The 12,892-nt window shown below is 66.0% G+C and carries 15 protein-coding genes; 11 read left to right on the top strand and 4 right to left on the bottom strand.

What is annotated here, in order from left to right:
* Position 1 precedes the first annotated feature (1 nt).
* The gene (locus tag ACSQ3M_RS26235) at positions 2 to 1,234 is read left to right on the top strand and encodes an HlyD family secretion protein (RefSeq protein ID WP_436153020.1); all 1,233 of its coding nucleotides are present in this window, start codon (positions 2 to 4) and stop codon (positions 1,232 to 1,234) included.
* Between the two features lie 31 nt (positions 1,235 to 1,265).
* On the opposite strand, the gene ACSQ3M_RS26230 is transcribed toward ACSQ3M_RS26235, so the two are convergent.
* A complete protein-coding gene (locus ACSQ3M_RS26230) occupies positions 1,266 to 1,952 on the bottom strand; it encodes a GntR family transcriptional regulator (protein WP_436153019.1) in 687 nt (228 codons plus the stop codon).
* Between the two features lie 241 nt (positions 1,953 to 2,193).
* Here ACSQ3M_RS26230 and ACSQ3M_RS26225 point away from each other — a divergent pair, with 241 nt between their 5' ends.
* From ACSQ3M_RS26225 to ACSQ3M_RS26190, 8 genes are all read left to right on the top strand, one after another.
* A complete protein-coding gene (locus ACSQ3M_RS26225) occupies positions 2,194 to 3,228 on the top strand; it encodes a 4-hydroxythreonine-4-phosphate dehydrogenase PdxA (protein ID WP_436153018.1) in 1,035 nt (344 codons plus the stop codon).
* 68 nt (positions 3,229 to 3,296) lie between these two features.
* Positions 3,297 to 4,292 carry a Bug family tripartite tricarboxylate transporter substrate binding protein gene (locus ACSQ3M_RS26220; RefSeq protein ID WP_436153017.1) on the top strand — a complete coding sequence of 332 codons (996 nt, stop codon included), beginning with the start codon at positions 3,297 to 3,299 and terminating at the stop codon, positions 4,290 to 4,292.
* Positions 4,293 to 4,382: 90 nt separating this feature from the next.
* Entirely contained in the window at positions 4,383 to 4,871 is a 489-nt protein-coding gene (locus ACSQ3M_RS26215; RefSeq protein WP_436153016.1) for a tripartite tricarboxylate transporter TctB family protein, read from the top strand.
* A 136-nt stretch (positions 4,872 to 5,007) separates the two neighbouring features.
* Positions 5,008 to 6,525 (top strand): tripartite tricarboxylate transporter permease, encoded by a 1,518-nt coding sequence (locus ACSQ3M_RS26210; protein ID WP_436153015.1) that lies wholly within the window; start codon positions 5,008 to 5,010, stop codon positions 6,523 to 6,525.
* A 99-nt stretch (positions 6,526 to 6,624) separates the two neighbouring features.
* Complete coding sequence (locus ACSQ3M_RS26205) at positions 6,625 to 6,819, top strand: antitoxin MazE-like protein (protein ID WP_436153051.1); 195 nt, start codon at positions 6,625 to 6,627, stop codon at positions 6,817 to 6,819.
* Positions 6,816 to 7,151 (top strand): type II toxin-antitoxin system PemK/MazF family toxin, encoded by a 336-nt coding sequence (locus ACSQ3M_RS26200; protein WP_436153014.1) that lies wholly within the window; start codon positions 6,816 to 6,818, stop codon positions 7,149 to 7,151. Before ACSQ3M_RS26205 ends, ACSQ3M_RS26200 begins: the two co-directional genes overlap by 4 nt.
* A 98-nt stretch (positions 7,152 to 7,249) precedes the next feature.
* On the top strand, positions 7,250 to 7,786 hold the full coding sequence (locus ACSQ3M_RS26195) for an O-acetyl-ADP-ribose deacetylase (protein WP_436153013.1): 537 nt from the start codon (positions 7,250 to 7,252) through the stop codon (positions 7,784 to 7,786).
* Between the two features lie 40 nt (positions 7,787 to 7,826).
* The gene (locus ACSQ3M_RS26190; protein WP_436153012.1) at positions 7,827 to 8,744 is read left to right on the top strand and encodes a dihydrodipicolinate synthase family protein; all 918 of its coding nucleotides are present in this window, start codon (positions 7,827 to 7,829) and stop codon (positions 8,742 to 8,744) included.
* A 45-nt stretch (positions 8,745 to 8,789) separates the two neighbouring features.
* Here the strand turns inward: ACSQ3M_RS26190 and ACSQ3M_RS26185 are convergent, their stop codons facing one another.
* Complete coding sequence (locus ACSQ3M_RS26185) at positions 8,790 to 8,924, bottom strand: hypothetical protein (protein WP_436153011.1); 135 nt, start codon at positions 8,922 to 8,924, stop codon at positions 8,790 to 8,792.
* A gap of 71 nt (positions 8,925 to 8,995) precedes the next feature.
* A complete protein-coding gene (locus tag ACSQ3M_RS26180; protein WP_436153010.1) occupies positions 8,996 to 9,349 on the bottom strand; it encodes a VOC family protein in 354 nt (117 codons plus the stop codon).
* Between the two features lie 241 nt (positions 9,350 to 9,590).
* Between ACSQ3M_RS26180 and ACSQ3M_RS26175 the strand changes: the two genes are divergently transcribed.
* The gene (locus ACSQ3M_RS26175; RefSeq protein ID WP_436153009.1) at positions 9,591 to 10,826 is read left to right on the top strand and encodes an MFS transporter; all 1,236 of its coding nucleotides are present in this window, start codon (positions 9,591 to 9,593) and stop codon (positions 10,824 to 10,826) included.
* A gap of 88 nt (positions 10,827 to 10,914) precedes the next feature.
* Entirely contained in the window at positions 10,915 to 11,901 is a 987-nt protein-coding gene (acuI, locus tag ACSQ3M_RS26170; protein WP_436153008.1) for an acrylyl-CoA reductase (NADPH), read from the top strand.
* 3 nt (positions 11,902 to 11,904) lie between these two features.
* Here the strand turns inward: acuI and ACSQ3M_RS26165 are convergent, their stop codons facing one another.
* Positions 11,905 to 12,879 carry a Bug family tripartite tricarboxylate transporter substrate binding protein gene (locus tag ACSQ3M_RS26165; protein ID WP_436153007.1) on the bottom strand — a complete coding sequence of 325 codons (975 nt, stop codon included), beginning with the start codon at positions 12,877 to 12,879 and terminating at the stop codon, positions 11,905 to 11,907.
* Positions 12,880 to 12,892 lie beyond the last annotated feature (13 nt).

Here is a 12,892-nt window from a genome sequence, read left to right as displayed (position 1 = left end):
GATGCTTGAGCTTCTCGTCTGCGCGCTCTTCACCCTCGTCCCGGACTATCTCTACCGCCGCTACGGCCAGGGCAAACGGCTGGGCAAGGAGATCACGCTCTATTCGGTCTGGTTCGAATTGCGCTGGGGCATCGTCACTTGCGTCATGCTGACGGTCGGCCTGATCACGGTGATCTTCTACAACCATCCTTCGACGAGCAGTGCCACGGTGTTCTTCCGGAGCGTGCCGATCGTGCCGGAGATCAATGGCCGCGTCGCGCAGGTCCATGTCGGTTACAGCGCCAAGGTCGAAAAGGGTGCGCCGATCTTCACGCTCGACAGCAAGAGCCAGGAGGCGGCCGTCGAGGCTGCGCGGCGCAAGATCGCCGAGGTCGATGCGACGCTGGTGGTCGCCAAGGCAGATATCCTGGCCTATGACGGCAAGATTCAGGAGGCGAAGAGCGCGCTGCAGCAGGGGCTCGACGAACTGCAGACCAAGCGCGAGCTGAGGCAGCGCAATGAAAATGTCGTCGCGACCCGCGAGATCGAGCGGCTCGAGAACATCGTGGCCGGCCGCGAGGCCGCGGTTGCGTCTGCGACCGCCTCGCAGGCGGCCGCCCAGACGAAGATCGTGACGCTGCTGCCGGCCGAGCGCGCCAGCGCCGAGGCGGCGTTGGCGCAGGCCGAGGTGGAATTGGGCAAGACCGTGGTGCGGGCCGGCTTCACCGGGCATGTCGAGCAATTCACGTTGCGGGCCGGCGATATCGTCAACCCGTTCATGCGTCCGGCCGGGACCATTATTCCGGCAGAGGCGGGCCGGGTCGGATTGCAGGCCGGCTTCGGCCAGATCGAGGCGCAGGTGATCAAGGTCGGCATGGTCGCCGAGGCCACGTGCGTCTCGAAGCCGTGGACGGTGATCCCGATGGTGGTGACCGGCGTGCAGGACTTCATCGCCGCCGGCCAGCTCCGCAGCGGCGAGCAGTTGATCGACGCGCAGCAGGTGGTGCGCCCGGGAACGCTTCTGGCCTATCTCGAGCCGCTCTACCCGGACGGGATGGACGGCGTGACGCCGGGCTCGAGCTGCATCGCCAATGCCTATACCAGCAACCACGACGTGATCGCGGCGAAGGACACCGGCACCTTCCGGCGCATCGTCCTGCATGCGGTGGACGCGGTCGGACTGGTGCATGCCTTGCTCCTGCGCATCCAGGCACAGGTGCTGCCGATCAAGACCCTCGTCCTCAGCGGGCATTGAGCCGACGAGGCCCGCCGGCCGCTGCTTTAGTTCACAGCACGTCGCGCACGCGCACCAATGTCGAGTCCATGTGCTTGCCGATGATCACGGCGAGCGCGTCGCCGTCGCGCTTCAGCAGGGCCTCGATCATCTCCTCGTGCTCGGCCACGGCGCCGGCCCATTTCTCCGGGCCTTCATTGCCGATGAAGCGCAGGCGCTTGATCCGGGCCTGGAGCGTGCCGTGCATCTCGACCAGCACGGCGTTGCCTGAAGCGGCGACGATGGCGCTGTGGATCGCCTGGTTGAGCTTGAAATAGTCGAGTCGGTTACGGACCCGGTAGAGTTCCATCATCTCGTCGTGCAGCGCCTTGATCGCGGCGATGGTCTCGTCGCTCGCCTGGGCACAGGTCATTCGGCCGCCGAGCTGTTCCAGCGTCTTCAGCACTTCGAGGATCTGCAGCAGATCGTGCGCCGAGAACTTGCGGACGACCGCGCCCTTCGCCGGCTGGATCTCGACGAGGCCTTCGCTCGCCAGGGTCTTGATCGCCTCGCGCAGCGGCGTGCGCGAGACGCCGAGCTGCGCGCCGACCGCGCCTTCATTGATACGCTGTCCGGGCGCGAGCCTGCCCTCGATGATCATGTCGCGCAGCCGCTCGAGCACCTCTTCGTGCAAGGTGCGCCGCGTGATGCGCGGATAGGCGTCCTGCGCGTCGCTCGACATGCGGGCCTCGTTCGTCATCGCGGCTCTCCCTTGTACCTGTACGGCATGGCGCTTTCGCGCTGTCAACGCGACCGGCCCGGCCGAGGTGCGGCCTTGCGTACTGGGCGTGGCCTCGCCTGTGGACAGGTGAAGCCATTGCCGGACTCGCGGCAGAGTAGTGCAGTTAAGTTATGCTGCATACAGCATACTTGCTTTCACGGCGGCCCCCATGATAGGCCGGAGCCAAGCAACCGGCTGCGGCCGGCCTCGGGAGGACGAGATGGATATCAAGGCGCAGGCTTCCTTGCCGGTGATCGCGGTCGCCATGGGCGACCCCTCCGGCATCAGCCCCGAACTCACCGCCCGCATCCTGGCGGAGTCCGATCTGAGCAATGCTGCCCGCTACATCGTCTTCGGTGATCTGCGCCTGTTCCAGCTCGGTGCCGACGACGCCGAGCTGAAGCCTGATCTGCACGTCGTGGGCGAGGGCGATGCCCTGCCGACCGATACCGGCAAGCCGGTCTTCGTCGACCTCAAGAACCATGATCCGGCCGACCTCCAGCGCGGCAAGGCGACGCTCGCCGGCGGCAAGGCTGCGACCGACAATTTCCGCCGCGCTCTGCGTCTTGCTGCGTCCGGCAAGGCCGATGCGGTGTTCTTCACGCCGTTCAACAAGGCGGCGATGCGCTTCGCCTATCCCGGCTATGACGACGAGATTCGTTTCGTGCGCGACGCGATTGCGTTCGAAGGGCCGGCCAGCGAGTTCAACGTGCTCGATAAGCTCTGGAACGCCCGCGTCACCTCGCACATTCCGCTTTCCGAGGTCGCGCAGAACATCACCCAGGAGCGCATCCTGCGCGCCCTCGATCTGGCCGATCGGAACCTGCGGGCCGCCGGCTTCAACCCGCCGCGGATCGCGGTGGCCGGCATCAACCCTCATGCCGGCGACGGTGGCAATTTCGGCCGCGACGAGATCGAGACGATCGAGCCGGCCGTGAAGGCGGCGAAGGCCAAGGGCTATACGGTCGAGGGACCGTTCCCGTCGGATACGGTGTTCCTGCGTGCCAAGAACGGCGATTTCGACGCCGTGCTGACCATGTATCACGACCAGGGCCAGATCGCGATGAAGCTGATGGGCTTCGACCGCGGCGTCACCCTGATCGGCGGCTTCCCGTTCCCGATCTGCACGCCGGCCCACGGCACCGCCTACGAGATCGCCGGCAAGGGCATCGCCAATCTCGGCGCGACCCGCGCGGCGCTTTCGCTCGCGATCAAGATGGCGAGCGAGGGCAAGGCGGCGCGCAAGGCCGCCTGAGTCATACCCCGGTATAGCGGCCGCGAAGAGCCGCACCTCATTTCAACGATTATCCAGGGAGAAACAGCATGAAACGTTTCTGTATTGCAGCGGGCGCTGCCCTTGCCTCCGTCATTGCCGCGGTGGTTCCGGCCGCAGCCTGGCAGCCGACCAAGTCGGTCGAGTTCGTCGTGACCTCGGGCCCCGGCGGCGGCACCGATAACTTCGCCCGCATCGTCCAGTCGATCATCGCCAAGCACAAGCTGATCGAACAGCCGGTCGTCGTGCTCAACAAGGGCGGCGGCAGCGGCGCCGAGGGCTACATCTATGGCAAGGGTGCCAAGGGCGATCCCCACAAGGTCGTCTTCGGCACCAACAACGCCTACCTGCTGCCCTATGTCGCCAAGCTCGGCTACAAGTTGTCGGACCTGACGCCGGTCTCGGCGCTAGCGCTCGACGAGTTCCTGATCTGGGTGAAGGGCGACGCGCCCTTCAACGACGCCAAGGCCTATATCGAGGCGGCCAAGGCCAAGCCCGGCAGCTTCAAGATGGCCGGCAGCCAGTCGAAGGACACCGATCAGACGCTGACCGCGATGATCCAGGAGGCGACCGGCGCCAAGTGGATCTACGTGCCCTTCCAGGGCGGTGGCGCGGCCGCGACCCAGCTCGCCGGCGGCCATGTCGACTCCAACACCAACAACCCGAACGAGAACATCGGCCAGTGGAAGGCCGGCCAGGTGAAGCCGCTCTGCGTCTTCTCGCCGGTGCGCCTCGCCAAGAGCGATCCGATCCATGACGGCAAGGGCTGGGGCGACATCCCGACCTGCAAGGAAGCGGGCCTGCCGCTCGAAGCCTTCCAGATGCCGCGCACCGTCTGGCTGCCGGCCGAGGTTCCCGCCGACGCCGTCGCCTTCTATGCCGACGTGATGGAGAAGGTCAGCAAGACGCCGGAATGGGCCGAGTTCATCGCCCGCACCGCGCAGACCGCCCGCTTCATGAAGGGCAAGGAACTCACCGACTTCGTCGCCAAGGACGAGGCGGCCAACGCCAAGGTCTTCAAGAACGAAGGCTGGGTCATAAACTGACCTCGGCACTTCACGCATGGATCATCCCGGGCGGGCGCAGCTCGACCCGGGATGATCGTTCGGAACACCGTTAGCATTCGGGAGGCGCCGATGATCAGCCGTTTCCAGGCCGAGATCGCGACAGCGCTGGCGACGCTCGCCTTCGGCCTCGTGATCGTCAACGGCGCCCGCGAATTCGGCCTTGGCTGGGATTCCTCTGGCCCGCAGCCCGGCGCTTTCCCGTTCTATTGCGGCCTGCTGATCGCGCTCGCCAGCCTCGGCACGATCGCAACCACGATCGGCCGGCGGATGGGCGGTTCAGCCGCGCTCGCCGGCATCATCCTCGACAAGGAGCAGGGCAAGCGCGTCCTCTCCTTCTTCGTGCCGATGCTCGCCTTCGTCGTGCTCAGCGTGACGCTCGGCATGTATGTCGCGATGCTGCTCTACCTTGTCTTCGCGATGCGCTTCCAGGGCCGCTATGGCTGGCTGCCGTCGCTGGTGACGGCGGTAGGCACTGCTGCCTTCTTCTATCTAGGCCTCGAGAAATTCGCCCAGGTCGGCCTGCTCAAGGGGCCGGTCGAAGCGATGCTCGGCCTCTAGAGCAGGATGCGAAAAAGTGGGAACCGGTTTTTCGCAGAGATCCTGCTCTAAACTCTTAGAATCGATCACGTTTTATGATTTTGGATCGATCCGATCCAAAATCATCGTGATCTAGACCAGCGAGCCGGAGCCCTCCATGGAAAACTTCGCTTCGCTTCTCCACGGCTTCGAGGTCGCGCTGACGGCCCATCACATCGCGCTGATGTTCGCTGGCGTGCTGCTCGGTATCCTGGTCGGCGTGCTGCCGGGCCTGGGCGCTCCGAACGGCGTCTCGCTGATGCTGCCGTTGACTTTCAGCATGGACCCGGTCTCGGCGATCATCCTTTTGACCTCGCTCTATTGGGGCGCGCTGTTCGGCGGCTCGACCACCTCGATCCTGTTCAACATCCCGGGCGAGCCCTCCTCGGTCGCCACCACCTTCGACGGCCATCCGATGGCCAAGCAGGGCAGGGCGACGGAAGCGCTTTCCTTCGCCTTCCTCTCGGCCGGCATCGGCGCTATGGCCGGCGTCATCCTGATCACGCTGCTCTCGGGCTGGGTTGCGCGCTTTGCGCTGAAATTCTCCTCGCCGGAGTACTTCGCGGTCTATTTCATGACCTTCGCCAGCTTCGTCGGGCTCGGCGGCGCCTCGCCGCTGAAGACGATCGTCTCGATGGCGATGGGTTTCGCCTTCGCTACGATCGGCATGGATTCTGTCTCGGGCAATGTCCGCCTGACCTATGAGTTCGACGTGCTGCTCGCCGGCGTCAGCTTCCTGATCGCGGTGATCGGCCTGTTCGGCCTCGGCGAACTCCTGCAGACGATGGAGGAGGGGCTGCGCTTCGACGGGGTGAAGGCGAAGGTCCGTCCGCGCGACGTGCTCGCCACCGCGCTGAAGCTGCCGCGCTACTGGCTCGCTTTGCTGCGCTCCAGCATCATCGGCATCTGGATGGGCATCACGCCGGGTGGGCCGACGGCCGCTTCCTTCATGAGCTACGCCATGGCCAAGCGCTCCTCGCGCAATCCGGAGAAGTTCGGCAAGGGCGAGCCGGAAGGCGTGATCTCGCCCGAGACCGCCGACCACGCCGCCGGCTCCGCCGCCATGCTGCCGATGCTTGCACTCGGCATTCCGGGCTCCGCCACCGCCGCCGTGATGATGGGCGGACTGATGATCTGGGGGCTCAACCCCGGCCCGATGCTGTTCGTCGAGCGGCCCGATTTCGTCTGGGGCCTGATCGCATCGATGTATCTCGGCAATGTCGTCGCCGTCATCGTCGTGCTCGCGACCGTGCCGCTCTTCGCCTCGATCCTGCGCATCCCGTTCTCGATCATCGGTCCGGTGATCGTCGTGGTCTGCTTCATCGGCGCCTATACCGTCGGCAACAAGCAGTTCGACATCTGGCTGGCGCTCGCCTTCGGCATCGTCGGCTATCTCTTCAAGAAGCTCGACTACCCGATCGCACCGCTGGTGCTGGCCATGGTCATCGGCGACAAGGCCGAGGACGCCTTCCGCCAGTCGATGATCTTCAGCCAGGGCTCGCTCTCGATCTTCTGGTCGAACCCGCTGGTGGCGAGCCTCATGGCGATCGGCCTCGCGCTGCTGCTCTTCCCGCTGATCGGCTCGACCCGGCGCGGCATCCGCAAGCTCGTGACCGCGCGCGCGGCGAAGGCGTGACGGCGGCGGCATGGCTGGCGATCTTGCCGTCAAGCTCGTAACGCGTTACGCTTTCGGATCGTCACCGGAGGTATCGCCGTGGCAGCGGTCGCAGAGCGGATGCGCGACATGCGTCGTAGACGACGAGAACGAGGCTTGCGCGAGGTGCGTCTGCTTGTTTCGGACGCGCGGTCGCCAACGGTCCGCGCGCGGATCGCTCGACAGGTCGCGAGGCTCGACCCTTCCGTGGAGGAAGAGGCCCTGCGCTGGATCGAATCTGTATCCGAGTTCGATAACACGGCGAGCGACGATTGAGTCTGAGCCGCGGCGATGTCGTGATCGTTGCGGCTGCCGGCGATTACGGCAAGCCGCGTCCGGCGGTCGTGATCCAGACGGATGCAATCCCGGCCGCGCATCCTTCCGTGGTGGTCTGTCAGATGACGTCGACCTTGGTCGATGCTTCGGACCTTCGCGTCACGATCGAGCCATCGGCGGACAATGGCTTGCGCGAGCGCTCGCAGGTGATGATCGACAAGCCGGTCACGCTTATGCGCAGCCGAATATCCGGCTCCATCGGACGTTTGAGTGTCGCCGAGATGGCGCGCGTGACGGCAGGGCTAGCCTTCGTGATCGGTGTCGCCGACTAGTGGGTCATGCGAAGCAAGGCCGATGGCCATCAATCGCCGCTGCGCTCGTATCGTCGGCATGGCGGAGCGATCCGACACCAGCAGAAGGACAGCCAGCCATGACCACTGCCGGCAGACTTCAGGCCATCCAGGCCGACATCACGACGCTGGCGGTCGATGCCATCGTCAATGCGGCCAACAACTCGCTCCTGGGCGGGGGCGCCGTCGACGGCGCGATCCATCGCGCCGCGGGTCCCGAGCTCCTGCAGGAATGCCGCAAGCTCGGCGGCTGCCAGACCGGCGACGCCAAGCTGACCCAGGGCTATCGCCTTCCGGCGCGCTTCGTCATCCACACGGTCGGGCCGGTCTGGCAGGGCGGCGGGCAGAGCGAGGCGGAACTGCTGGCGTCCTGCTATCGCCGCTCCCTGGCGGTCGCGGCTGGAGCGGGCGTTCGCAGTATCGCTTTCCCGAGCATCAGCACCGGTGTCTATGGCTACCCGATCGCGGCTGCGGCGAAGATCGCCGTGGCGACGGTCGCTGCCACCCTGAAGAACGGGGCCGCTTTCGACGCGATCACTCTCTGCTGCTTCTCGCCCGAGGACCTCGCCATCTACCAGCGCGAGCTCGCCGAGGCCGGCGATCCGCAGGCGCAGTAGCTCCCACTCTCTTCCAGCCACGAACAACCGAGGCCTTGCCATGACCGAACCCTACAAGGGCATCATCCCGATCGCGCCGACGATCTTCCACGAGAATGGCGACGTCGACCATGACGGCAATCGTCGGGTCATGGACCTGATGGTCGACCAGGGTGTCGACGGCATCTGCATCCTCGCCAATTTCTCCGAGCAGTTCCTGCTGACCGACGCCGAGCGCGACGAGGTCATGCGGCTCTCGATCGAGCAGGTTGCGGGCCGGGTGCCGGTCTGCGTCACCACCTCGCATTTCTCGACGCGCATCGCGGCGCAGCGCGCCAAGGCCGCGGCTGACGCCGGCGCCAAGATGCTGATGATGATGCCGCCCTATCACGGCGCACTGCTCAAGGCCGACGAGCAGGGCATGATCGAGCACTTCAAGATCGTCGCCGACGCCTGCGGCATCCCGATCATCCTGCAGGACGCGCCACTCTCGGGCGTGACCATGACCGTGCCCTTCATGATCAGGCTCAACAAGGAGGTGCCGCTCGTCCGCTACTTCAAGATCGAGGTGCCGGGCACGGCGGGCAAGCTGCGCTCCCTGATCGAGGCGGGCGGCGACGCCATCGTCGGCCCGTTCGACGGCGAGGAGGCGATCACGCTGATGGCCGATCTCGACGCCGGCGCCACCGGCACGATGACATCAGCGATGATTCCGGACCTGATCAAGCCGATCCTCGCCGCCCATGCTGCCGGCGATCGCAGAGAGGCGGCGGCGCTCTATGCCCGCGTCCTGCCGATCATCAACTACGAGAACCGGCAATGCGGCCTGCGCTCTGCCAAGGCGGTGATGAAGGCGGGCGGGGTGATCAAATCGGACGCCGTCCGCCATCCGCTGACGCCGCTGCATCCGAAGACGCGCGAAGGCCTGCTCGAGCTCGCGCGCGAACTCGACCCGTTGGCCTTGCGCTGGGGGAAATAGCGCAGGCTCTTGCGCTGCCCGCCCTGAGGGGCGGCCGGCGCTGGCTCAGTAGGCTCCGATGCCGCCGGATGGCGGCGGCATGTTGCCCCGTCGATCTTTGGTGATGAACTCCGGCGATACCAGGAGCACCCGGGACAGCCATGAGGAATAGGCCGATAGCAACTGCATGACGGCACGCATAGGTAGCCTCCACATTTGCAGAGACAACCTTAGCAGAAAAATCGGTCCGTTGCCGGCAAATTCCGATGCGTTCAGACCTTCGACCAGACTGCCAGCTCGTAGCCGTCGGGATCGACGAAATGGAAGCGTCGGCCGCCGGGGAAGTCGAAGATGGGCTTGACGATCCGGCCGCCTGCCGCCTCGATGCTCTTCTGCATGGCTCCGAGATCGTCGGCATAGAGAATGACCAATGGCCCGCCGGGGCTCACCGTGCCGATCGTGGTGAAGCCGCCCTCCAGCCGGCCATCGGCGAAGGCGCAGTATTCCGGGCCGTAATCGGTCATCGTCCAGCCGAAGGCTTTTTCGTAGAAATCGCGGGCGCGCGGGATGTCGGTGACGACGAACTCGACATAGTCGATGCGGCTGTCATTGCTCGATGTAGGCATGATGTCGTTCCCTGCGATCTCTTGGTTTGTGCGAGCTCGTATGACACAGGCGCGGTCGGCGCGTGGCGGCAGGGATCGTCAGCTCGCGCTCCAGATTCACCTGGTTGAGGCGTAGCCGCGCCCTCATGTGGACGGAAAGCTTCATGCAATCCCGTGATGCGCAACGTAACGAAATCGCGTTGGTATGCTTGGCTTGCACGCCCTATCGTGCAGACACACGATTCCTGCTCCGGAGCCCGTCATGTCCGCCACCGCCAAGCGCGGCTACGCGCCGGAGATCATTGTCGCCGCCGGCTGCCTGATCGCGTTGATCAGCTTCGGACCGCGCGCGAGTGCCGGCCTGTTCCAGATCCCGATGACATCCGAGTTCGGCTGGGGCCGCGACACGTTCAGCCTGGCGCTGGCGATCCAGAACCTGCTCTGGGGCCTCGGGGCGCCCTTCGCCGGCGCGATCGCCGATCGCTTCGGCATGGTGCGGGTGCTCTGCGTCGGCGCACTGCTCTATGCCGCCGGCCTGGTGACGATGTCCTATGCCTCGACTCCGCTGCAGCTTCATCTCGGCGCCGGCGTGCTGATCGGCTTCGGCCTCTCGGCCTGCTCCTTCAATCTGGTCCTTGCCGCTTTCGGCAAGCTCCTGCCGGAGCAATGGCGCCCGCTCGCCTTCGGTGCCGGCACCGCGGCCGGCTCCTTCGGCCAGTTCCTCTTCCCGCCGATCGGCAGCATCCTGATCGAGACGCTGGGCTGGCAGCAAGCGCTGATCGTCTTCGCCTTCACCTTGCTGCCCGTGCTGCCGCTCTCGGTGATGCTGGCGATGCGCGGCACGAAGCAGCCTGCGGCTGCGCCGGGTGCGGTCGCCGTGCCCGGCCAGAGTATCGCGCAGGCGCTGGCCGAGGCCTTCAAGCATCGCTCCTACGTCCTGCTCGTGCTGGGGTTCTTCACCTGCGGCTTCCAACTCGCCTTCATCACCGTGCACATGCCGGCCTATCTCAAGGACACCGGCCTGCCGGCCTGGGTCGGCGGCTGGACGCTGGCTGCGATCGGCCTCGCCAACGCGGTCGGCTCGCTCGGCTCCGGCTGGCTGACGTCGCGCATGCCCAAGCGCCATCTGCTCGCCTGGATCTATCTCGGCCGGGCGGTCGCCATCGCCATCTTCATCCTCTTGCCGCCGAGCCCGATGACCGCGATCGCCTTCGGCATCGTCATCGGCGTGTTCTGGCTCTCGACGGTGCCGCCGACTTCGGCGCTGGTGATGCTGATGTTCGGCACCAAATACATGGCGATGCTCTACGGCTTCGCCTTCTTCTCGCACCAGGTCGGCGGTTTCCTGGGCGTGCTGCTTGGCGGCATCCTCTACGAGCAGTTCGGCTCCTATAATATCGTCTGGTGGCTCTCGGTCGCGCTCGGCGTCGCCTCGGCTCTGATCAACCTGCCGATCGTCGAGAAACCGGTCGCGCGCGCCGTGCCGCAGCCAGCCTGACCAAAGACGCACGGCCGCGGCGCTTGCGGGCGGCGGCCGGGCGCGCCACTCCTAGAGGCCTGTTCGATGGCTTTTCGGGAGTGAGTTCATGTCGACCTTCAAGGCCCTGATCGCCAGCAAGGGCGAAGCCGGCACCAGCGTCGCCTTCAGCGAGTTCGCCGAGGCGGACCTGATGGAAGGCGACGTCACCGTCCGCGTCACCCATTCGACGCTGAACTACAAGGACGGGCTCGCCATCACCGGCCGCGCCCCGGTGGTGCGCCGCTGGCCGATGATCCCCGGCATCGATTTCGCCGGCCGCGTCGAGACGTCCGAGCATCCCGGTTTCAAGCCCGGCGACCTCGTCATCCTCAATGGCTGGGGCACCGGCGAGACCCATCTCGGCGCCTATGCCCAGAAGAGCCGGGTCAAGGGCGACTGGCTGGTACCGCTGCCGGATGGGATGACGCCAGCCGAGGCGATGGCGATCGGCACCGCCGGCTATACCGCCATGCTGAGCCTGCTTGCGCTGGAGCGTTACGACGTGAAGCCCGCCGACGGACCGGTCGTCGTCACCGGCGCGGCCGGCGGCGTCGGCTCGGTCGCGACCGCGCTGCTCGCCAAGGCGGGCTGGCACGTGATCGCCTCGACCGGAAGGCCGGAGGAGGCGGACTATCTGAAGGGCCTGGGCGCGGCCGAGATCATCGACCGGAACGAACTCTCCGCTCCCGGCCGCCCACTCGGCAAGGAGCGCTGGATCGCCGGCGTCGACGCCGTCGGCTCGCACACGCTCGCCAATGTGCTGTCGATGACGAAATATGGCGGGGCAGTCGCCGCCTGCGGCCTGGCGCAGGGCATGGACCTGCCGGCCTCGGTCGCGCCCTTTATCCTGCGCAGCGTCGCATTGCTCGGCATTGATTCAGTGATGTGCCCGAAGCCGCGCCGGCTCGAAGCGTGGCAGCGCCTCGCCAGCGATCTCGACCGCGACAAACTCGCGGCGATGACAACGACGATCCCGCTGGAGGATGTCGTCGAGACCGGCCGCGCGCTGCTCGACGGCAAGGTCCGCGGCCGGGTCGTGGTCGAGATCGGCTGACCTCTACTCGATCCTGATCTGCGCCTTCTCCACGACCGGCTCCCACTTCTTGATCTCGGCCTCGATAAAGGCGCGGAAGGCATCTGGTGTCATGCCGAGTCCGATGATCTTCTGCGCCGCCAGCCGGTCGCGGATCTCCGGGGTTTCGAGAATGCCGCGGACATCGCGCGAGACCTTCTCGACGATCTCCTTCGGCGTGCCGGCCGGCGCCGCCAGGCCATGCCAGGCGGTGACGTCGAAGCCGGGCAGGAACTCGCTCAGTGCCGGCAGGTCGGGCATGAAGCTCGCCCGCTCTGGAATCGAGGTCGCGAGCGCCCGGAGCTTGCCGGCCTCGACATAGGGCCAGGCCACGGCGGCGCCGTCGAGTGCGACGTCGAGCTGTCCGCTGAGCAGGTCGACCATCATCGGCCCGGAACCGCGATAGGGGACATGGGTCAGCTTGGTTCCGGTTGTCTGCTGGAACAGTTCCATGCCGACATGCAGCGAGGTGCCGACTCCGGAGGAACCGAAGTTCAGAGCGTTCGGCTTCTGCTTCAGCAGTGCGATGAACTCCGGCACGGTCTTGGCCGGCACTTTGTCGGGATTGACGACGAGGACGTTGGGCGTGATCGCCAGCTGGCTGACCGGAGCAAAATCCCGCAGCGGATCATAGGCGAGCCGCTCCTTGTAGAGCCACTTGTTCATGCCGTGGCTGCTGGCGTTGATCAGGCCGAGCGTGTAGCCGTCGGGCCTGGCGCGGGCGAGCGCGGCGACACCGATATTGCTGCCGCCGCCGCCGATGTTCTCGATGACGACGCCTTGCTTCCACAGCACCTGGAGACGTTCGGCGACGGCGCGCGCGACGAGGTCGGAGGCGCCGCCGGCGGCGAAGGGCACGATGATCTTGACCGGGCCGGTCGGATAGGGCGCCTGCGCGGCGGCCGCGGCGCAGGATGCGAGAAGAGCGATGGCGGTGATGACCGCCTTGAACGGCTTCATGATTGTCCTCCCT

Origin of the sequence: Allobosea sp. LjRoot90 (genome assembly GCF_964254315.1) — a bacterium.
GTDB lineage: Bacteria > Pseudomonadota > Alphaproteobacteria > Rhizobiales > Beijerinckiaceae > Allobosea.
This window is presented reverse-complemented; position numbering and strand designations above follow the sequence as displayed.

Bases quoted from the DNA above. Each gene is read 5' to 3' on its own strand.
- ACSQ3M_RS26235 (WP_436153020.1), top strand. From the start codon at position 2: ATGCTTGAGCTTCTCGTCTGCGCGCTCTTCACCCTCGTCCCGGACTAT.
- ACSQ3M_RS26230 (WP_436153019.1), bottom strand. From the start codon at position 1,952: ATGACGAACGAGGCCCGCATGTCGAGCGACGCGCAGGACGCCTATCCG.
- ACSQ3M_RS26225 (WP_436153018.1), top strand. From the start codon at position 2,194: ATGGATATCAAGGCGCAGGCTTCCTTGCCGGTGATCGCGGTCGCCATG.
- ACSQ3M_RS26220 (WP_436153017.1), top strand. From the start codon at position 3,297: ATGAAACGTTTCTGTATTGCAGCGGGCGCTGCCCTTGCCTCCGTCATT.
- ACSQ3M_RS26215 (WP_436153016.1), top strand. From the start codon at position 4,383: ATGATCAGCCGTTTCCAGGCCGAGATCGCGACAGCGCTGGCGACGCTC.
- ACSQ3M_RS26210 (WP_436153015.1), top strand. From the start codon at position 5,008: ATGGAAAACTTCGCTTCGCTTCTCCACGGCTTCGAGGTCGCGCTGACG.
- ACSQ3M_RS26205 (WP_436153051.1), top strand. From the start codon at position 6,625: ATGCGCGACATGCGTCGTAGACGACGAGAACGAGGCTTGCGCGAGGTG.
- ACSQ3M_RS26195 (WP_436153013.1), top strand. From the start codon at position 7,250: ATGACCACTGCCGGCAGACTTCAGGCCATCCAGGCCGACATCACGACG.
- ACSQ3M_RS26190 (WP_436153012.1), top strand. From the start codon at position 7,827: ATGACCGAACCCTACAAGGGCATCATCCCGATCGCGCCGACGATCTTC.
- ACSQ3M_RS26185 (WP_436153011.1), bottom strand. From the start codon at position 8,924: ATGCGTGCCGTCATGCAGTTGCTATCGGCCTATTCCTCATGGCTGTCC.
- ACSQ3M_RS26180 (WP_436153010.1), bottom strand. From the start codon at position 9,349: ATGCCTACATCGAGCAATGACAGCCGCATCGACTATGTCGAGTTCGTC.
- ACSQ3M_RS26175 (WP_436153009.1), top strand. From the start codon at position 9,591: ATGTCCGCCACCGCCAAGCGCGGCTACGCGCCGGAGATCATTGTCGCC.
- acuI (WP_436153008.1), top strand. From the start codon at position 10,915: ATGTCGACCTTCAAGGCCCTGATCGCCAGCAAGGGCGAAGCCGGCACC.
- ACSQ3M_RS26165 (WP_436153007.1), bottom strand. From the start codon at position 12,879: ATGAAGCCGTTCAAGGCGGTCATCACCGCCATCGCTCTTCTCGCATCC.